Here is a 19,609-nt window from a genome sequence, read left to right as displayed (position 1 = left end):
CCGCCACGCGTGCGCCCTCAGACGCCCCGGTGGATCACGGAGTCGTCCCCTTCGGACGGCTCCTTGTAGCGGTCCAGGCGCTCCAGGAGAACGGCGGGTTCCTCGCGGCCCACAGTGGCCAGCAACGCGTAGAACGGCACCTCGCCCACGCCGTCGCGGACGGTGGGCTGGTTGACGAACGGCCGCTCCAGGTAGATGTTCTTCTCCACCTCTTCGCGCGGGATCCGCTCGGCCGCCTCGCGGTACGTCCATGCCCCTCGCCTGTGGTGGACGGCGACCTCGCCGACGTACCAGATGGCGCCCTGGACGAAGGGGGTGTCCTCGGCCGCCTTGAACGCCTCCCTGCTGCCGAACCGTTCCACCACCAGGCGGCCCAGGGTCTCCAGCGACCGGGGGGAGAAGTCCCACACCTGGATCTCGCTCCCGGTCTCGGCCGCCCAGGCGGGGAAGCCGTTTCGGCGCTCCTCGAGCCATCCGGCGAGCCAGGGGTGCGGCTCCTCCGCCGCCCACGGGTCCAGGCCCGGCGTCGGCTCCTTGACCGGCTTCCATCCGGGCTCCCGCTCGCCGCGTTCCGCGACCGCGGCGCGCAGCGCGTCGACGGCCTCGGTGAACGCGCCGAACTCGTCCCGCTCCTGCGCGGCGATGATCAGCTTCAGCGGGTCGAGCGGCTCCAGGCGCAGCTCCGGGTCGGGCAGCACGACCGGATGTCCGTCGGCGCTCCGTCCCCACCGGCCGCCGCCGACCGCCATCAGCGCCTCGCCGAGGTAGGCCATCGCCCCTTGCAGGAAGTCCCGTGATTCGGGCGTGCCTTCGGGCTGGTAGGTGAACACGACGGCCTCCTCCAGCAGCCGGAGGGACTCCTGTGACATGTCCGGGTGGAACTCCTCCGGGGTGTACCAGGTGTCCAGCCGCATCACCAGCGCCGGGACGTCACCGATCCACTGGGCCACCTGCTCATCGGCCGCCGCCTCGCCCGTGGGGCCGTTCGTGTGGTCAGACATGCGGGCCACTCTAGGACACCGGACCGATGGCGCCCGCGGGTTCGAACTGGCCGTACGCGTACGGTGGTTGCTCTCAAAACCCTAGCGTGTCCCTGCCATTTTCTTCACACTCCTGCCCTTACCGTGAACCCTGCACAGGTCACTTCCACGGGGGCCGTGACCTGGCCCAGTCCGCACGTCGATCCCGTGCCCCCTGACCATGGGACACATCACCTTGACTCACGCCATACCCCGGCGCTCCGCCTGGCTCGGCCGCGCGGCCGTCCTCGCGGTGAGCGTCGGCATCCTCTCCGGCGGCCTGCCCGTCCTGGACAACGTCCAGGAAGCGGAAGCCGCGGCCAAGCGCTGCACCGAGACGTACCAGACGCCCAACCGGGCCCCGCGGATGAACGGCCTGCCGGGCTTCAAGCCGAGCGGGCCCTACCAGTGGCGCACCAAGGGCGACACCAAGCGCGCCTATTCCTTCGACACCCCCCGCAAGGCCCTGTCGGGTCTGCAACTCCCCAGCCCGGAAGAGCTGGGCGAGATCCTGCCCGACCCCAGCAAGTACCCGAACGCCACACCGAAGCACGCCTGGGCGTACTGGAAGCAGAACCAGGCCGGGAAGCAGCCCTACAAGGGCACGTTCAACGAGTATGTGAACAGCTACTACGTCAACGGTGAGGCCAACAGCCGCGGCGGCCTCGCCTACGAGCGGGAGATCGCCCAGTACTTCAAGCTCGGCGGGCAGAACTGGTACTGCCAGTACTCGTTGGCCGAGGAGATGCCCGAGCTGTTCCAGGAACTCGTCGACGAGCTGGGCGAGGAGAACGTCAAGAAGGACCGCCGTTTCGACGCGATCAAGACCAACGGTCGCGACAAGGTCATCTACGAGTTCAAGTCCGGCACGAAGCAGATCGACAGCAAGCAGCTCCTGGTGGACAAGGCGCTGGCCAAACGCGGCTACAAGGTCGTCTACGTCTTCGGCGAGCCGCCGAGCCAGAGCGTCATCCGCAAGCTCAGGGCCCACGGCGTCTCCTGGTACCAGCACCGCGCCGTACCGGACGCCAAGTTCACCCCCGACCCCCGGTACACCCGCCAGGACCCCGCCTTCACCGGCAAGGGCTGCAACACCGCCACCACCCTGGCCGCCGGCAAGGCGCCCGCACGCGGCTGCGGCAGCTCCAGCGGCGCGGCCAACGACATGGCCCGCAACTCCGGCAAGACCAAGGAAGAAGCCCAGCGCCGCCAGGCGGCCATCCGCAACATGCCCGGCGTACCCAACCGGATGCGCGGCCCGGGCGGCATCGACTTCACCACCATGGAGCTGCGGTACATCACCGAGCCCGTCAAGGGCAAGGGCATGGACTACGGCTTCAAGGCCACGATGAACGAGGACGAGGACGAGAACCCCTCGTGGGGCGGCGGCGCGAAGATCGACCTCTCCTCCGACGCGATGTTCACCTGGCTCGCCCTGCACCCCAACCGGTTCTGGGTGAACCTCAACCCCGACCAGCCGGACCAGGTCACCGACGACAAGCTGGCCAAGACCGACGCCGGCCGCGTCCTGCTGGAGGCCGACCTGGAGATGAAGCACGACCTGGCCAGGGTCATGGTCCCGGACAACCCGGTCGGCAACCGCCTGTGGGACTCCTTCCAGCACGTCAACGGAGCGCCCTGCTGGAAAACCTACCGGTACTACATCGAACCGGCCCCGGCCAAGGTCCGTGAAGAGGACGGCAAGCTGTACATCCTCGACGCGCCCATGGACGTCAAGGCCGCGAAGATCGACTTCAACGAGGGCTACAAGTGCAAGCAGCCCGAAGCCGTCCAGGAGTACAACTTCCAGCAGATCAAGCGCATCGCGATCCCCGAGGTCGAGAAGCTGGTCAACACCGCGCCCCAGTACGCCGACCTGCGCAGTGTGTACACCTCCCGGATCGCCGCGGAGTGGATCAAGCAGCGCGACGCCGTGAAGCCGGGTGACTTCCACGAGATCATCGGATCCGACGACGCCACCGCATGGCCCTCACGCACCAAGTGGGACCGCGACAAGGTGTACGCGGCCTACCTGAAGTCCTTCCGCGAGGGTGACTTCCACTTCAAGCGGGAGTACCCGCAGGACGGCTCCGTCCTGGAGTTCTCCTTCTACCTCGGCGGCGTGGACTTCTCCAAGCAGCCCAAGCAGAACATCACCAAGGCACGCTTCCAGGCCGAGAACCCGGAGATGCCCGACGCCGTGAACGCGGCCGTGAAGTCGACGACCGCCTATGCCGACACCGACACCGCCTTCCTCGGCGGCAACAACACCGGCAAGAGCTCCGGCGGGGGCAACCCCACGCCGACGCCCACACCCACGCCCACACCGACGAACCCGGACGACCCCAAGCCGACCGACCAGCCGTCGACCCCGGCGCCGGATCCCTCCACGCCCGGCAACGGCAGCGGCGGTCAGACACCGCCCGCGAAGGACCCCGAAGGCGACCTCGCCGACACCGGCTCCGACCTTCCTGTCGGACTGATCGCGGGCATCGCCGCCGCCCTCGCCGCGGCGGGCGCGGCCCTGATCTGGTGGAAGCGACGGCGTCCCGCCACTGACGGCTGATCCTTCGGCCTTACCGCCTCACCTCGGCCCCGCACCCGCCCCGGGTGCGGGGCCGCTCTCTCGTTCCGCCCGACCCTCGGCCTCCTCAGGGCGCCGATGCCAGGGCGGCGGCCAGCGCGGCGATCCGGTTCGGGCCGACGCGGCAGCAGCCGCCGATCAGCCGCGCTCCCGCGGCGGCCCAGCCCCTCATCAGGCCGGGGTCGAAGGCCCCGGCCCCGCGCCAGGCCCGGGCGCCGGCGTCCCACTCCTCCCCGCTGTTGGGGTAGACGACCACCGGTTTCCCGATCGTGCCCGCGGCGATCTCCACCGCCCGGGCCGCGTCGTCCGGCTCACAGCAGTTGACCCCGACCGCGATCACCTGGTCGTTGCCCGCCACGAGCCCGAACGCCTCCGACAACCCCTGACCGGCACGCGTACGCTCCCCGGCGATCGTGTACGAGAGCCACACCGGCACCCCGCACCCTTCGACCGCCCTGAGCAGCGCCTCGGCCTCGTCGGCGTCCGGCACCGTCTCCAGAGCGAGGACATCGGGCCCGGCTTCCACCAGCGCCTCGATCCGGGGACGGTGGAACCGTTCGAGCTCCCGCACGGTGAGCCCGTACCGCCCCCGGTACTCACTGCCGTCGGCGAGCATCGCCCCGTAAGGGCCGACCGACCCGGCGACCCACACCTGCTGCGCCGCCCCCTCCGCCGCCGCCCGGGCCAGCTCCACGCTCCGCCCGAGCAGCCGCGCCGCACCGGCGCGGTCGACCCCGCGCCGCGCGAAGCCCTCGAAGGTGGCCTGATAGCTGGCGGTGATGAGGACCCGGGCACCGGCACGCACATACGCCGTGTGCGCCGCCTCGATCTGCTCGGGACCGTCGGCGAGCAGCCGAGCCGACCACAGCTCGTCACTCAGGTCGCAGCCCTGGGCCTCCAATTGGTTGGAGAGCCCGCCGTCGAGCACGAGCACTTCGTCGGCGAGCGCCTCGGCCGGCGACCGCTCCGTTCCGGGGTTGCGGGCCATCGGTCCTCCTCTCGTTCTCTCGTTCTGTCGTTCAGTTCAGCTCAGCTCAATTCAGCTGGGACTGGACCTGTGCGGAGATCAGCTCCAGGTGGTCCAGGTCGTCCAGGTCGAGTACCTGCAGGTAGACCCTGGACGCCCCGATCGCCGCGTACCGGCCGATCTTGTCGACCACCTCGGCGGGTGAACCGGCCAGACCGTTCGCCTTCAGCTCCTCCACCTCACGGCCGATCGCCGCCGCCCGGCGGGCCACCTCGGCGTCGCTCCTGCCGACGCAGACGACCAGGGCGTTGGAGTACACGAGCGCGTCGGCCGGCCTGCCCGCTGCCTCGGCGGCCGCCCGGACCCGGCCGAACTGCCGCTCGCTGTCCTCCAGCGAGGCGAAGGGGATGTTGAACTCATCGGCGTAGCGAGCGGCGAGGCGTGGCGTCCGTGTGGCGCCGTGCCCGCCGATGAGGACCGGGATCCTGGACTGGGCCGGCTTGGGCAGCGCGGGCGAGTCGGTGAGCTGGTAGAACTCGCCCTCGTAGGAGAAGGTCTTGCCGAGCTCGGTCTCCCACAGCCCGGTGACGATCGCCAGCTGTTCCTCCAGCCGGCCGAACTTCTCCTTGGGGAACGGAATCCCGTACGCCCGGTGCTCCTCCTCGAACCAGCCTGCACCCAGCCCCAGTTCGACCCGGCCGCCGGACATCTGGTCGACCTGGGCCACCTGGATGGCCAGGACGCCCGGGAGCCGGAAGGTACCGGCGGTCATCAGCGTGCCGAGGCGGATCCGCTTGGTCTCCCGGGCCAGGCCGGCCAGAGTGATCCACGCGTCCGTCGGCCCGGGCAGCCCGTCACCGGAACCCATGCTGACGTAGTGGTCCGACCGGAAGAAGGCGTCGAAACCGAGGTCCTCGCTGGCCTTGGCGACCGAGAGCAGGGTGTCGTAGTCGGCCCCTTGCTGGGGCTCGGTGAAGATTCGAAGATCCATACCCCCCATCCTGCACCGCCGTGCGACCGTCAACCTCTCCGTCAGCGCCCGGCGCGCTCCGGCTCGGTCGGGTGAATATCCCGCACCCCGGCGGGCCGCGTCCCGCCGGGCCAGTGACCGTGGCCCGGCGCCCGTCGTTGGCTCGGGCGGAGCCGGACCGCCCGGCCCGCGCGCCGGCGGCCGCTGCCGGTGCGTCGCTCTCACGTATGGCCCCTCCCCTGTGGGCGGGGCCTGGGCCGAGGAGTCCGCCATGTCCCAGGAAGCCGCGCCGGAACGGGCGATGCCCAAGCAGTCGGAGCAGCAGTCCGTTCCCGAGCAGAAGGGCAAAGGCGCCCCCAAGGGCCTGCTGCAGCAGATGGAGGAGCTGATGGCGGCGCTCACCGCCGATCTCTCCCAGCTCGACGCCGACCTTCAGTCCACGGCCGACCGTCACGAGACCCGTCCGCAAGCAGCAGGTGAGCCCGCCGCGAACCAGCCGACCCACGAAGGCGCAGTGGCCGAAGGCCCGCGCGAGACCTCCCCTCGTTCGGACTCTCCCGCCTCCGGCCCCGCCCACGGCCGCGTAAGAGACGAACGCGCCTTCTGACCCGGCCTCTCCGGCCGCCCACCCCCTGTCCCTCCAGCCCTGCCCCCTCCAGCCACCGCTCGCACGGTCCCCGTCCGGACGGCGCCCGCTCGCACACCAAGAGCCTGGCAGCGCCGCAGCCCCGCGGCCCCCGCAACTCCCTCAGCCGCACAGTATCGGCCCCGACTCCAGCGGCACGGGCTCGATCGGCCACGGCCCCCGTTCACCACGGTCCCGCCACCGGACCCGCCCGGCCGCGGGCCGCATCGGGCGGCCGGTCCCGCTCCCGCACCGCGAGCCGGCGCAGCATCCCGCGCACCCGGTCGTTCGACTCGTCGGCGGCATCGATCGCCTCGATGCACTGCCAGTACAGCCCCTCCTCGTCGGTCACACAGGCCACACCGACGAGGGCGATCCCCACTTCTCCCAGAAGCGCGCCGAGCGCCGTCAACGCCCCACGCGCGTCCCCCACTTCGGTCAGCTGGGCGGCTCTCGGCCCGCCCGTCCGCAGCACGGGATGGTCGATCACCCCGCGCCCGCAGCCGATCTCGCTCAGCCCCCGCGCCTCGCCCCGCACCTCCAACGGTCCGCAGAGCGCGAGTTGACTTCCTATCGCCTGCGCGAGGGCCTGGGCCTGCCAGGCCTCCGCCACGATGTCCAGCGCCGTCCTGCTCTGTGCCAGCGCGTGCCGGCCCATCGCGATGAGTCGCTCGGCTTCCATGTACGCCGCCCCCGTTCGTACGACTTACTACCCACTCAGTCCATTACCCAGAGTGAGGCTGCCTGAGCCCCGACGCCAGAGGAATTCGGAAATCTGTGGACAGCAGGCTCGATGGGGGAAACTCGATCACTCCGAAGAGTGACGATCACCGTTCTCCGGGCGCGCGCTCCGTCCCGGCGGCCTGCCCACGGGAAAGCGGAGCTCGTTCCGGTCGATCTTCGCCGACAGGGCGGCGAGCGGATCGACACCGAGAACCCCGCAGAACTGGAGCAGGTACGCCAGCACGTCCGCGACCTCGTCGGCCACCCGGTGCGCCGCGTCCGGGTCGTCCATCACCCGGTCCGCCTGCTCCGGAGTCAACCACTGGAAGATCTCCAGCAGTTCGGCCGCCTCGACGCTGAGCGCCGCCGCCAGGTTCTTCGGCGTGTGGTACGGCTGCCACTCCCGCGAGGCCGCGAACTCCGTCAGCCTGCGCTGCAATCCCGCTACATCCAGTTCACTCACGGCTCAGGTCTACCACTGTCACCCCGGGCATCTCCCGTGCACCTCCTGCGACCGCCTCCCCGACCGTTCCCACGAGCCTGATGTGCCCGCCGGCGCAGATGGCCGCGGCGAGGCCGAGCAGTTCGTGGAGCTGACGCCGGTCGAGCCCCCGGTCGAACCCGTCGGCGAGGACGGTCAGCGTCCGCATGGCGTCCGGCACTTCGCCGAGCTGGTCCATGGCGAGGACCCCCGGGCCGGTGAGCAGCACGAGCGCCAGCGCCAGGTAGCGCAGCTCCCCGTCGCCGAGCCGCCCGAGCGGTGTCACCCAAGGGGCCTCCCCCGGTGCCGCCGCCGGCAACCCGGCAACCGGCGCGGACCGCCCCGCCCCCACGAAGCCCGCCGCCGCGACCATGCCCGCCATGCCCGCCGTGCCCGCCGTGCCCGCCGTCGCCGCCGTCGTGCGCTCCAGCACCGCCCGTACCCTCGCGTCGGGCAGTTCCTCCACGCCGAGCCCCGTCACCGGCCCGACGCAACCGGCGCCGGCCACCGTGGCCAGCCGAGCGTGGCGGCGCGGGCAGTCCGTACGGGTGCGGTGCAGCACCTCCGCGAGGTTCTCGCACCCTCGCCTCAGACGCCCTTCGCCCGTCGGTACCGGCGCTCGCATCCGGTCCGGCTGCGGGTCACAGGCGAACACCGAACGCAGGGCGACCACCACCTGCTCGGCCGCGGCCAGGACCTCCAGCTGCCCCTTCGTCTTGCCGGCCACGCGCAGCGGCAGGAGGGCGGTGCCCAGCAGATCGTCGGGAAGCGGCGCACGGGTGACGGGCGTGGCTCCGGCGGTGTGCCATTCGGCCTGGACGGAGGTGCGGCCCGGGTCACGGAGCGCGGTGGTGAGCAGCGTACGACCGCGGCAGGTGAGGCGTTCGCCGACGACGCGGAGCTGCGGCTCGGCCTGAACGGCGACATCGAGCCGTACCGGCCCGACCGGACCGTCGACCGTGCAGCCGATACGGAACCCCCGCCTCCCCTGGGCGTCGGGCCTGGCCCGCTCGGGAACGCAGTCGGTCGCGTCGGGGAAAGCGGTGGCCAGTTCCTCACCCGCACCCAGCCGCGCCAACGCCTCGTACGCCCGCAGAGCACTGGACTTGCCGCTGCCGCTCCCTCCGGCGAAGAGCGTCACCGGTCCGAGGGAGTAGACGGCGGCGCGGTGGGAGGCGAAAGCGGAGAGGCGCAGTTCGGTGACGGCCGGGCGGGCAGACGTCGCACGGGAGGAGAAAGAGGAAGGACGGCCGGAAGGACGACCGGACGGGGCAGCGAAAGGGGGAGAAGAGGGCGAGGGCGAGGAAAGGGACTCGGGCGCGGAGCCGCCGATGGAGTGCATGATCGGACCGTATGCAGCCCGCCGCATGACGAACCGTTCCGGCGAGATGACCTTCCTACGATCGGGGGACAGCGACCTCCTCGGCCTCCGCACTCTCCGAGCCCTCGACCTCGGTACCGGCCGGAGTCAGCAGGAAGACGTTGCGGTCGACGCGGTGCATGGCACTGCCGAGCCCGAAGACGACGCCGCTGCTGAAGTCGAGGATGCGCTTGGCGACTTCGGTGTCCGCGCCGGTGAGATCCAGCAGTACCGGAATCTGGGCGATGAGGTACTCGGCGACCTCGCGGGCGTCGGCGAAGACCTGCACGCGCAGGACGATCATGCGGCGCTGTTCGGCGGCCTCGTACTGGTCGGGCATCGCGCGGTGGTCGACCCTGGACGGCCACTCGTCACGGCCCCGCAGGGGAACGACCTGGGCGAGGCCCTCCCACTGCTCGTCGGTGACGTCGTACCTCTCGTACCTACTCATGCACCCATCCTCCCGTTCCTCACTCGTTCGGCCCAACAGCGACACGACACGACTCGGTCACCACGGCACACAAGATCATTCGCACATGGGTGCTGTCACGTCCGGCCGGCACCATCCCCACGGTCCGGTTCGCGGCCCGGTTCGCGTCCGGTGCCGCGTGCGGTTCGCGTCCGGTTCGCGTCCGGTTCGCGGTCAGCGTTCGACCGGCAGCCCGCGCGGTTCCTTGACCCGCTTCATGATGATCTGCGAGTTGACCTCGGTGACCCCGGTCAGCGAGGTCAACCGCTCGATCCAGAGGCGTTCGTACGCGGCGAGGTCGGCGACCGCGATCCGCAGGAGGCACCCGGGGCTGCCGAAGAGGCGGTACGCCTCGATGACGTCCGGGATGTCCTGCAGCGCCGCCTCGAAGGCCTCGACGGTCTCCCGGTCGCGACGCACTTCGATGGAGACCAGCACCTCGAAGCCCCGTCCGACCGCATCGGGGTCGATGACGGCCCGGTAGCCCTGGATCACCCCGCTCTCCTCCAGTTGCCGCACCCTGCGCATGCACGCCGAGGCGCTGAGACCGATGCGCTGGGCGAGGTCGAGGTTGGTCAGACGACCATCCTCCTGAAGCTCACGCAAGATACTGCGGTCGATCTTGTCCATTGCGCAATTATGCACGACTGAAGCCATGATTCCGGTGCTGAATTCGCAAACACATTGTGCACCGACTGTCCTATCGTTGCGAGGCAACGACCTTCACCCCCCTCGATCTCCGGGACAGACAGACATGCAGTGGACACGCGACGACCGGCCGCGCCGGGTCACCCTCATCAGCACCGGTGGAACGATCGCCAGCCGCTGGCAGGGCACCGGTTACGCCGCCGACGCGTCCGGTGACGACGTCCTGGCCACCTCCTCCCTTCCCGAGGGGGTGACGGTCGAGGTCGTCGACCTGTTCAACGTCAACAGCTCGCGCATGACCACCGCTCGACAGCTCACGCTGCTGCACGCGGTCCACACGGCGCTGGCCGACCCCGGCGTGGACGGTGTGGTGGTCACCCACGGCACGGACACGCTGGAGGAGTCGGCGTTCTTCCTGGACCTGCACCACTCGGACCCGCGCCCGGTGGTCTTCACCGGCGCGCAGCGCCCGCTCGGTACGGGGGACGGCGACGGCCCCGGCAATGTGTACGACGCCATGCAGGTGGCCGCCTCGGTACGTGACCTGGGCGTCCTCGTCGTCTTCGACGGCCTCGTCCACGCGGCCCGGGGCACGGTGAAGACGCAGACCCTGGCGGCCGACGCGTTCGCCGACCCGTGCGAGCAGAGCCTGGGGAAGGTCGGTTTCGGCAGCGTGGCCGTCCGCCGCCTGCCGGACCGGTCCACTCCGCTGCCGCTTCCGGCGGCAGCCGCACCGGAAGGCATCGGGGAGCTGCCCCGGGTCGACCTGGTGATGCACCACAGCGACGGCGACCCGCTCCTGCTGAAGACGGCCGTCGCCGCCGGCGCCCAGGGCGTCGTGCTGGTCGGCACCGGCGCGGGGAATGCCACGCCGGAGATAGCCGAGGCCGTCGCCGACGCGGTCGCCCAGGGCACGCTGGTGGCCCTCAGCACACGGGTCAGCTCCGGGCCGGTCGCCGAGATCTACACCGGCGGCGGGGCCGTCGACCTGGTGGCCGCGGGCGCGGTACCGACCGGCACGCTGCGGGCGGGGCAGGCCAGGATGGCTGTCCTCGCGACCCTGCTGGCCGACATCGCCCCGGCCCGGCGCCCCGCGCTGCTGCACAGCCTCCTCAACGGCCCCACCCGCCCGGAACCGGCCCTGACGGCCGCCGGCTCCCGCTTCTCCGGCGGCTCGTAGCCGACCGCGCCTCCCCCGACCCGGCCCGGCTCGTAACCGACCGCGCCTCCCCCGGCCCGGTCCGGCTCGTAACCGACCGCGCCTCCCCCGGCCCGGTCCGCACCGGCTCCGCGCGGCGCGTCGGCCCCACCGCCTGCCTCCCCGCGCCCGCCCCTCCCCCGCACGCACCGCGCGCGCCTCCTCTCCCCCGCGCCGCGGGCCTCCCCTCCCCCGCGCGCACACCTCCCCCTCCCCGCCCCACCCCTCACCGAAAGCCCACACCTCCATGAAGACTGCCTCCCGCCGTGAGCACGACCTCCTCGGAGAGCGGGAGGTGCCCGTCGACGCGTACTGGGGCATCCACTCCCTGCGTGCCATGGAGAACTTCCCGATCACGGGCACACCGATCTCCGTGTACCCGCAGCTGATCGACGCGCTGGCCGCCGTCAAGGAGGCGGCGGCCCTCGCCAACGAGGAGCTCGGGCTGCTGACTCCGGAGAAGGCGGCCGCCATCGTCGCCGCCTGCCGGGAGATCCGCGCCGGTCACCTGCACGACCAGTTCGTCGTCGACGTCATCCAGGGCGGCGCCGGAACCTCGACGAACATGAACGCCAACGAGGTCGTCGCCAACCGCGCGCTCGAACTCCTCGGCCACGCCAAGGGCGAGTACCGGCATCTCCACCCGAACGAGGACGTCAACCTCAGCCAGTCCACCAACGACGTCTACCCGACCGCCGTGCGCATCGCGGCGATCACGGCCGTACACGGCCTGCTCCAGGCCACGGCCGTGCTGCAGGACGCGTTCGCGGCGAAGGCCGTCGAGTTCCGTGACGTCCTGAAGATGGGCCGCACCCAGCTCCAGGACGCGGTGCCCATGACGCTGGGCCAGGAGTTCTCCACGTACGCCGTGATGCTGGACGAGGACCGCAACCGCCTGAGCGAGGCCGTCGAGCTGATCCACGAGATCAACCTGGGCGCCACGGCGATCGGTACGGGCCTCAACGCCCCGGCCGCCTACGCGGAGACGGCCCGCCGCCACCTCGCCGAGATCACCGGCATGCCCCTGGTGACCTCCGTCAACCTGGTCGAGGCCACCCAGGACTGCGGGGCGTTCGTCCAGCTCTCCGGCGTCCTCAAGCGCCTGGCGGTGAAGCTCTCCAAGACCTGCAACGACCTGCGTCTGCTCTCCTCGGGCCCGCGCGCGGGTCTCAACGAGATCAACCTGCCCGCCGTACAGGCCGGTTCGAGCATCATGCCCGGCAAGGTCAACCCCGTGATCCCGGAGGTCGTCAACCAGGTCGCCTTCGAGGTGATCGGCAACGACATCACGATCACCATGGCGGCGGAAGGCGGCCAGCTCCAGCTCAACGCCTTCGAGCCGGTCATCCTGCACTCCCTGGCGAAGAGCATCACCTCGCTGCGGGCGGCCTGCCTCACCCTCGCCGAACGCTGCGTCGCCGGCATCACGGCCAACACCAAGGAGCTGCGCGCGACCGTGGAGAACTCCATCGGCCTCGCGACCGCCCTCAATCCCCACATCGGCTACACGGCGGCCACCGCCATCGCCCAGGAGGCCCTCCGCACGGGCCGCGGCGTCGCCGAACTCACCCTGGAGAAGGGCCTCCTCCCCGCTGCGCGCATCGCCGAACTCCTCACCCCGGAACGCCTGACGGGCTCCGCGAACCACTAGAGCGCCGGGCCGCGTCCGGCGGGAAGTGGCAGCAGGCTGCTGCTCCTCAAAAGGAGAGTGAGCCGGGTCGACCACCGCCGCTCGGCCGTCCCGGCCGCCTCGTGCACCCGACTTGATCGGGCACAAGATGTCGGGTCCGGCATGGTAGACGCTGCCTAGCGTGGTGGTCGTCAAGAGGGAGGAGACCGGGCGTGCTGGAGCGGCTGAACCAGGCCATGGAGCACATCGAGCGCCGTCTCGACCAGGACATCGAGGTGGCCGAGCTGGCACGCATCGCGGCCACCTCGGAGTACCACCTGCGGCGGATGTTCTCCGCGCTCGCCGGCATGCCGCTGTCGGAGTACATACGGCGCCGGCGGCTCACCCTCGCGGGCGCCGAAGTGCTCGCGGGCCGTGAGACGCTGCTGGACATCGCGGTGCGCTACGGCTACGGCTCCGGCGAGGCGTTCGCGCGGGCGTTCCGTGCCATGCACGGCATCGGACCGGGCGAGGCCCGGCGTACCAGAGCCGCACTCAGCTCCCAGTCCCGGATGGCCTTCCGCCTCACCATCGAAGGGAGCAGCAGTATGCGATGCCGCGTTGTGGACAAGGCGGACTTCACCGTCGTCGGGCTCAAGACCCGGGTGCCGCTGGTGCATGCGGGGCCGAACCAGACCGCCGTCTCCAGGCCCCGCACCATCTCGACGAGGCCGATGTGATCCGTATGAGGCCCGACTTGGTCGTGTACGGCCCGGACGGTGCGCCCCTGGCGGTGGCCGACGCCAAGTACAAGGCCGAGAAACGGGACGGTTATCCGGACGCCGACCTGTACCAGATGCTCGCCTACTGCACGGCGCTCGGACTGCCGGACGGGCACCTCGTCTACGCGAAGGGAAACGCGCCGCACACCGCACACCGAGTGCGGCACGCCGGCATCGTCATCCACCAGCACGCGCTGGATCTCGACCAGCCGCCCGCCCGGCTGCTCGCCGACGTCAGGGCGCTGTCCCGGCACATGTGCTCTCACCTGACCCTCTGATCCACCACCGCGTCCGGGGGTGCGGGCGCGCGTGGCGGGTTCTGAGCGTGACGTGCTCCGGAAGCAGCCGTCATCGCCGGGGTGTCGGGGTGGCGACGGCGCGTTCCTGCCTGCGGTGGCGCTGCGCGGCGACGTCGGCGACGGGGGCCGCCAGAAGCAGGGTGCGGGTGTAGGGGTGCTCGGGTGAGCGGGTGATGCGGTGGGCGTCGCCGGTCTCCACGATCACGCCCCGGTGGATCACGGCGACGCGGTGGCTCATGCAGCGGACCACCGAGAGGTCGTGGGAGACGAAGAGGTAGGACACGCCTGTCTCCTCCTGGATCTCCAGGAGGAGGTCGAGAACCGTGCGCTGGGTGGTGAGGTCGAGGGCGGAGACGGGTTCGTCGCAGACGATCAGGCGGGGACGCAGGGCGAGGGCCCGGGCGATGGCGACGCGCTGGCGCTGGCCGCCGGAGAACTCGCGCGGCAGGCGGGTGCCGGCGTCCGCCGGCAGGTGGACGCGGTCCAGCAGAGCGCCGACGCGGGCCCGCGCCTCGCGGCTGTTCATGCCCTGGCCGAGGAGGGGCTCGCTGAGGGTGTCGCCGATGGTCAGTGACGGGTTCAGCGAGGTGTAGGGGTCCTGGAAGATGACCTGGAGGTCGCGGCTGAGGGCCCGTCGGCGGGCGGTGGTCGCCGTGTCGATGCGTTCGCCGGCGAAGGTGATGCTGCCGGAGGTGACGGGGACCAGACCGAGGATCGCGCGGCCGATCGTGGTCTTGCCGGAGCCCGATTCGCCCACCAGGCCGAGCGTCTCGCCGGGCCGTACGTCGAGGTCGACCCCCTGGAGCACGTCGGTGCGCGGGGCGCGCCAGCCCTTGCCGGGGAAGGAGACCCGCAGGTCCCGTACGGTCAGCAGGTACTGCGCCGGGCTCGGAGCGGTGGTCGTGGCCGTGGTCATGCGGTGATGCTCCTTGCCTCGCGGGGCTGCGGGGGCTGCCAGGGTGCCCGTGCGGGCGTCGTGTCGAGGACGGCGTCGAGCAGGGTGCGCGTATAGGGGTCCTGCGGGTCGCTCAGTACCTGCTCGGTGGTGCCGGTCTCGACGATGCGGCCCTTGTTCATGACGGCGACCCGGTCGCAGAGGTCGGCGACGACGCCCAGGTTGTGGGTGACGAGGAGGACGCCGAGGTCGCGCTCCTTCTGGAGGCGGCGCAGCAGGTCGAGGATCTCTGCCTGGACGCGGACGTCGAGGGCGGTGGTGGGCTCGTCGGCGATGAGGAGCGACGGGTTGCAGGACATAGCTCCGGCGATGAGGACGCGCTGGGCCATGCCGCCCGAGATCTCGTGCGGATAGCGGCGCATGACCTGTTCGGGCGAGGAGATCTCGACCAGGCGGAGCAGCTCGACGGCCCGGCCGGCCGCCTCCTTCCGGGAGAGGCCGAGCACATGGCGCATCACCTCCGTCAGCTGGCTGCCGATCGTGAAGGCCGGGTCGAGGTTGCTCATCGGTTCCTGCGGGACGTACGCGACGGTGGTGCCGCGCAGGGCGCGGTGGATGCGCTCGGGCATGCCGGCGACTTCCCTGCCCGCCACCAGAACGCTGCCGCGGCTGATCCGGCCCCCTTCGGGGAGGATGCCGAGCACAGAGAACGCCGTCTGGGTCTTGCCGGAGCCCGACTCACCGACCAGGCCGACGATTTCGCCGGGGCGGACGTCGAGGTCGACGCCGTGGACGACCTCGACGTCCGCGCCGTCCGCGCCGTCCGGCCGGGTGTACGCGACGGCCAGCCCCCGGACGGACAGGAGCTCGGCGCGCTCACCCGTGCCGGGGGCGGCGGCCGGGAGCTCGGCGGCTGCCCTCCGGGCACGTGAGCGGCCGGCCCTCTCACCGGTCCGGTCCTCCAGGACGTCCCGTACCGCCGTGGCCAGCAGGACGAGGGCGGCGTTGGTGAGGCCGAGGGCGAGTCCGGGCCACAGGAGCAGGGCGGGTGCGCGCTGGATGTTCTGGAACGCCTCGTTGAGCATGGCGCCCCAGGTGGCGGAGGACCCGCTGCCGACGCCGAGGAATTCGAGTCCGGCCTGGAGGGCGATGGCGATGCCCGCGACAAGGGCGGTCTGGATGATGACGGGGCCACGGACGACGGCGAGCACGTGTCGGGACACGATGCGGGCGTCGGACAGTCCGGAGACCCGTGCGGCGTCGACGTACAGCTCGCCGCGGACGTTCGCGACGATGCCGCGCACCAGGCGGAAGAAGCTGGGGGCGGCCAGCACGCCGAGGACGACCATCAGCACCCAGACGTCGGGGCCGAGGATGGCGCGCGAGGCGAGCAGGACGACCATGGCGGGCAGCGCCATGACGAGGTCGACGGTCCAGTTGGCCGCGGAGTCGAACCAGCCTCCGCGGTATCCGGCGTACAGGCCGGACGGCACGCCCAGGGCGAGGGCGATGACGAGGGCGATGAGGGCACCGCCCAGGGTGTTGCGTCCGCCGTACAGGAGGCGGGAGAGGATGTCGCGTCCGGCGGAGTCCATGCCGAGCGGGTGAGCGGTGCTCGGCCCGGCGAAGGCGGCGGCGAGAGAGGAGTCCCCCGGGCCCTGGGGCGCGAGGACCGGAGCCAGGAGCACGGCCGCCACGAGGAGGAGCAGGACGGTGAGGGAGACGGCACCGAGGGGATTGCGTACGAGACGGGCCACGGTGCCGCGACGGCGGAAGGCCGTGGCGGGCGCGGCGGGTTCCGGGTCCACCGGCTTGAGGGCTGCGGGGTCCGGGTTCGCCGGCTTGAGGGCGGCCGGTTCGGAGTCAACCGGCTTACGGGCGGGCGGTTCCGGGTCCGCCGGCTTGAGGGCTGCGGGGTCCGGGTCCGCCGGCTCAGGGGTGGTCGGCACGTTGTCGCTCATCTCGCGGTCCTCGCCTTCGGGTTGAGCCAGCCGATCAGGACGTCGACCAGAAGGTTGATCAGGACGACACCGACCACGGTGAGCATGACGAGCGCCATGATCACGGGAATGTCGCCGCGGGTGGTGTAGCTGACGGTCATGCTCCCGATGCCCGGGAGGCCGAAGATCTGCTCCACGAGCACCGCCCCGCCGAGCAGCCCCACGAACTGCATGCCGAGCACGGAGAGCGCGGGCGCGGAGGCGTTGCGCAGGACGTGCTTGAACACGATCCGGGAGCCGGACAGGCCGCGGGCCCGCAGCGTACGGACATAGTCCTGGCGCAGTACGTCGATGACGGCGCCGCGCACCTGCTGCGAGACGCCCGCGACGGACGCGACCGACAGAGAGGCCACGGGCAGGGTGACGGTGGCCAGCCATCCGGCGGGCGACTCGGTGAACGGCGTGTAGCCGATGGCGGGGAACCAGTTCAGCCGGACCGCGAAGACAAGGACCAGGACCAGGGTCACCAGGAATCCGGGCAGCGCGTATCCGGCCACGCCGAGCACTTGGACGAAGCGGTCGACGGCCCCGCGCCGCACTCCCGCCCATACGCCGAGCAGGAACGACACGAGAGCTGTCACGAGCGTGACCCCGAGCATGAGGCTCAGCGTGACGGGCAGTCGGTTGGCGACGGCCAGGGTGACGTCCTCGCTGGAGAACCAGGACGTACCGAGGTCGCCGCGGACGGCGCCGGAGAGCCAGTCGGCGTACTGGACGAGCACCGGACGGTCCACACCGAGCGCGGCGTTCATGGCGTCGACATCGCTCTGCGCCGCGGCCTGGCCCAGGAGTTGGCGCCCGACGTCCGTGTCGGGGATTGACAGCAGCAGGTAGGAGAGCAAGGAGATGACGAGCAGGAGCACGGCTCCTGCACCGATTCTGCGGGCGATGAAGTTCAGCATGAGTCTCGGTTCCGTGACCGGTGGCCGGATCGGCCGGAGCGAACCGCGCCGGGTGGGCTCCCCACGGCAGGCGGGGCCGCACAGGGCGTGGAGGAAGGTTCCCCGACATGTCGTCGGCCGGGAACGCAGGCCACCCTACTCACGAAACTAACCAGTTGGTAGGTTTTTCTCGCGAGGAATTGACCAGCTGGTAGGTTCCGTGACGCACCGCGCGCCCCTCCGCGCGCAGACGACCTCGCCCCCCCGAGGAGAACCCCCGTTGAGCCACGCGCCCCGGACGAAGGGCGAGCGCACCCGTGCCCGCATCCTCGCCTCCGCGACCGAGCTGTTCTTCCGCTCGGGGTACAACTCCGTCTCCCTGCGGGAGATCGCCGCACACGCGGGCCTCACCCACGCCGGGCTCCTGCACCACTTCTCGGGCAAGGAACCACTCCTCCTGGAGGTGTTGAGCCGGCGCGACCGGCTCGACGCCGCATGGCTCTTCCCCGGCCTGCTCGACAGCGGCCTGATCGACGGCGGTCTGATCGACGGCGGTCGCATCGACGGCGGTCTGATCGACAGCCGTCGCATCGACGGCGGTCTGCTCGACGGCGCGACGGAGGAGAACGGGGCACCTGAGCCGAGCGCGTCCGAGCGGCTCCACCGGCTCGTCGGTGTGGTCGGGCGGAACAGCCGGACGCCGGGGCTGGTGGCCCTCTACGCGAAGCTCTCCGTCGAGGCGTCGGAGCCCGGCCATCCGGCCCGCTCGTACTTCGTGAAGCGCTACCGCCTGCTGCGTGCCGAGCTGGGCGTGCTCCTGGGTGAGTTGTTTGCCGCGTCCGATCCCCCGGTGACGGCTTCCCCCGACTCCGTGGCCCAGCAACTGCTCGCCCTGATGGACGGTCTGCAGACGCAGTGGATGCTGGAGCCCGGGGAGGTGCCGATGGAGGCCCGCGTACGGGAGTTCCTCGCCCCGTACGGTCTGGACGTGCAGGCGTCGGACGCGGCTCCGGGCCGGGAGCCGGAGGAGAAGCCCGAGGAGAAGCCGGAGGAGAAGCCGGAACAGCAGCGGAACGCCGTCAGCGGCTGACGGCGGCGAGCACCGCGTCGGCCGTGCTGCGGTGCCCCGCCTCGTTGGGGTGGAAGCCGGCGGCGCTTTCGGTGTCCGCCGGCTCGATCCAGCGCACCCCCGCGGGCTTGCAGGCGTCATGCCCCACCGACGGGCCGTAGGTGTCGATGTACGTGGCACCGTAGACCGCGGCCTGCTGGGCCAGCATCGCGTTGAACTGCTTGGTCTTGTCCCGCAGCCAGGCGAAGTCGCCCACCGCGAGGGGGATCGTCTCCCGGCAGGCGGAGCCGTCGTCAGGGAAGATCACCGGATAGCCCACGAGCATCACCTTCGCCTGCGGCGACCGGGCGTGGATCTCCTGAAGCGCCGCCGCGATCTTCGGCGCGGTGGCGTTGATGCGCGAGCGGATCTCGTCCGTGCCGAGCAGCGTGTAACTGGACTTGCAGGGGGCACCCTGGGGGTTCACGTACCCGAGCAGGACGCACCGCGTGATGACCCCGGGGAGGTCGAGGTCGTTGCCGCCGATGCCCAGGGTGACGAGGGCCGTGTCCGTACGCAGGGCGTCGAGCTGGGGCGGCGCGGAGTCCTGCCATCCACTCATGTGACGGGTGTCCGCGCCCGCGCAGGTCACATCGGTGACCTCGTCGGCCCGCACGGCCGTGGCGACAATCGTGGGGTAGTTGTGGTCGGACCGGCCGCAGTTGACGTTCGTCTCGGTGGGGATACCGAGACCGGAGCTGTACGAGTCACCGAGGGCCGCGTAGTGCCCGACCGCCTGCTTCGCCGCGGCCGGCGCGTGCCGCCCGAGGGCCGGTCCGGCCGTGGCGGGCTGAACCAGGGCCGCCGCCATCACCGCGGCAACGCCCATGACCAGTACGGCCCGTCGGCGCCGGCCGCCTTTCCGGACGGGCGGAATTCCAGGTGCCGGGGGATTCTGGGCAGGGTGCAGCGGCATTGCTGTACCTCTTCTCGTGAGTGGCCGGAGCCTGGGGAGACACGGCTTCGCAGAAAGGGAGCCGGTCGAGCGCGA

The 19,609-nt window shown here is 71.1% G+C and carries 17 protein-coding genes and 2 pseudogenes; 7 read left to right on the top strand and 12 right to left on the bottom strand.

The features are described 5' to 3' along the window. Positions 1-17: 17 nt before the first annotated feature. Positions 18-1,001, bottom strand: a complete 984-nt coding sequence (locus J7E93_RS37785; RefSeq protein ID WP_215067084.1) for a hypothetical protein — start codon at positions 999-1,001, stop codon at positions 18-20. A 199-nt stretch (positions 1,002-1,200) separates the two neighbouring features. Here J7E93_RS37785 and J7E93_RS08645 point away from each other — a divergent pair, with 199 nt between their 5' ends. Next, positions 1,201-3,585, top strand: a complete 2,385-nt coding sequence (locus tag J7E93_RS08645; RefSeq protein WP_215067082.1) for a hypothetical protein — start codon at positions 1,201-1,203, stop codon at positions 3,583-3,585. A gap of 85 nt (positions 3,586-3,670) precedes the next feature. Here the strand turns inward: J7E93_RS08645 and mmuM are convergent, their stop codons facing one another. Both mmuM and J7E93_RS08635 read right to left on the bottom strand, forming a co-directional pair. Next, on the bottom strand, positions 3,671-4,591 hold the full coding sequence (gene mmuM / locus J7E93_RS08640; protein ID WP_215067080.1) for a homocysteine S-methyltransferase: 921 nt from the start codon (positions 4,589-4,591) through the stop codon (positions 3,671-3,673). Between the two features lie 46 nt (positions 4,592-4,637). Then, on the bottom strand, positions 4,638-5,561 hold the full coding sequence (locus J7E93_RS08635) for an LLM class F420-dependent oxidoreductase (RefSeq protein ID WP_215067078.1): 924 nt from the start codon (positions 5,559-5,561) through the stop codon (positions 4,638-4,640). A 250-nt stretch (positions 5,562-5,811) separates the two neighbouring features. Here J7E93_RS08635 and J7E93_RS08630 point away from each other — a divergent pair, with 250 nt between their 5' ends. Then, positions 5,812-6,147, top strand: coding sequence for a hypothetical protein (locus J7E93_RS08630; RefSeq protein WP_215067106.1), 336 nt, complete (start codon positions 5,812-5,814; stop codon positions 6,145-6,147). A gap of 202 nt (positions 6,148-6,349) precedes the next feature. Here the strand turns inward: J7E93_RS08630 and J7E93_RS08625 are convergent, their stop codons facing one another. The 5 genes from J7E93_RS08625 to J7E93_RS08605 all read right to left on the bottom strand — a co-directional run bounded on the left by J7E93_RS08625 (position 6,350) and on the right by J7E93_RS08605 (position 9,828). Further along, the gene (locus J7E93_RS08625; protein ID WP_215067076.1) at positions 6,350-6,847 is read right to left on the bottom strand and encodes a DUF6099 family protein; all 498 of its coding nucleotides are present in this window, start codon (positions 6,845-6,847) and stop codon (positions 6,350-6,352) included. Between the two features lie 126 nt (positions 6,848-6,973). Further along, complete coding sequence (locus J7E93_RS08620) at positions 6,974-7,351, bottom strand: nucleotide pyrophosphohydrolase (RefSeq protein ID WP_215067074.1); 378 nt, start codon at positions 7,349-7,351, stop codon at positions 6,974-6,976. Continuing rightward, entirely contained in the window at positions 7,344-8,711 is a 1,368-nt protein-coding gene (locus J7E93_RS08615; RefSeq protein WP_251066249.1) for an ATP-binding protein, read from the bottom strand. Before J7E93_RS08615 ends, J7E93_RS08620 begins: the two co-directional genes overlap by 8 nt. A 55-nt stretch (positions 8,712-8,766) precedes the next feature. Further along, positions 8,767-9,180, bottom strand: coding sequence for a cell division protein SepF (locus J7E93_RS08610; RefSeq protein WP_215067073.1), 414 nt, complete (start codon positions 9,178-9,180; stop codon positions 8,767-8,769). A gap of 192 nt (positions 9,181-9,372) precedes the next feature. Further along, entirely contained in the window at positions 9,373-9,828 is a 456-nt protein-coding gene (locus J7E93_RS08605; RefSeq protein ID WP_215067071.1) for an Lrp/AsnC family transcriptional regulator, read from the bottom strand. 124 nt (positions 9,829-9,952) lie between these two features. Between J7E93_RS08605 and J7E93_RS08600 the strand changes: the two genes are divergently transcribed. From J7E93_RS08600 to J7E93_RS08585, 4 genes and pseudogenes are all read left to right on the top strand, one after another. Beyond that, on the top strand, positions 9,953-11,026 hold the full coding sequence (locus J7E93_RS08600) for an asparaginase (RefSeq protein ID WP_215067069.1): 1,074 nt from the start codon (positions 9,953-9,955) through the stop codon (positions 11,024-11,026). Positions 11,027-11,291: 265 nt separating this feature from the next. Further along, the gene (gene aspA / locus J7E93_RS08595; protein ID WP_215067067.1) at positions 11,292-12,695 is read left to right on the top strand and encodes an aspartate ammonia-lyase; all 1,404 of its coding nucleotides are present in this window, start codon (positions 11,292-11,294) and stop codon (positions 12,693-12,695) included. Between the two features lie 191 nt (positions 12,696-12,886). Next, positions 12,887-13,384, top strand: a pseudogene (locus J7E93_RS08590) (helix-turn-helix transcriptional regulator); the annotation flags it as partial. Next, positions 13,357-13,713 (top strand): annotated as a pseudogene (locus J7E93_RS08585) (restriction endonuclease); the annotation flags it as partial. The pseudogenes J7E93_RS08590 and J7E93_RS08585, both read left to right, overlap by 28 nt. A gap of 70 nt (positions 13,714-13,783) precedes the next feature. Here J7E93_RS08585 and J7E93_RS08580 read toward each other — a convergent pair. From J7E93_RS08580 to J7E93_RS08570, 3 genes are read right to left on the bottom strand one after another with little or no spacing between them, the layout of a single operon-like run. Further along, complete coding sequence (locus tag J7E93_RS08580; protein ID WP_215067065.1) at positions 13,784-14,650, bottom strand: ATP-binding cassette domain-containing protein; 867 nt, start codon at positions 14,648-14,650, stop codon at positions 13,784-13,786. Then, on the bottom strand, positions 14,647-16,590 hold the full coding sequence (locus tag J7E93_RS08575) for a dipeptide/oligopeptide/nickel ABC transporter permease/ATP-binding protein (RefSeq protein ID WP_251066248.1): 1,944 nt from the start codon (positions 16,588-16,590) through the stop codon (positions 14,647-14,649). Before J7E93_RS08575 ends, J7E93_RS08580 begins: the two co-directional genes overlap by 4 nt. Continuing rightward, a complete protein-coding gene (locus tag J7E93_RS08570; RefSeq protein ID WP_215067063.1) occupies positions 16,587-17,531 on the bottom strand; it encodes an ABC transporter permease in 945 nt (314 codons plus the stop codon). The genes J7E93_RS08575 and J7E93_RS08570 overlap by 4 nt, the downstream gene beginning before the upstream one ends. 259 nt (positions 17,532-17,790) lie before the next feature. Here J7E93_RS08570 and J7E93_RS08565 point away from each other — a divergent pair, with 259 nt between their 5' ends. Beyond that, on the top strand, positions 17,791-18,600 hold the full coding sequence (locus J7E93_RS08565) for a TetR/AcrR family transcriptional regulator (protein ID WP_215067061.1): 810 nt from the start codon (positions 17,791-17,793) through the stop codon (positions 18,598-18,600). On the opposite strand, the gene J7E93_RS08560 is transcribed toward J7E93_RS08565, so the two are convergent. After that, positions 18,590-19,447: an SGNH/GDSL hydrolase family protein gene (locus J7E93_RS08560; RefSeq protein ID WP_215067059.1), complete on the bottom strand. Its 858-nt coding sequence runs from the start codon at positions 19,445-19,447 to the stop codon at positions 18,590-18,592. The two genes, J7E93_RS08565 and J7E93_RS08560, sit on opposite strands and share 11 nt — an antisense overlap. Positions 19,448-19,609: the final 162 nt, after the last annotated feature.

The organism is Streptomyces sp. ISL-36, from assembly GCF_018614205.1.
In the GTDB taxonomy this organism is placed as follows: domain Bacteria; phylum Actinomycetota; class Actinomycetes; order Streptomycetales; family Streptomycetaceae; genus Streptomyces.
The sequence above is the reverse complement of the archived record's forward strand: the minus strand, read 5'-3'. Positions and strand labels throughout refer to the sequence as shown.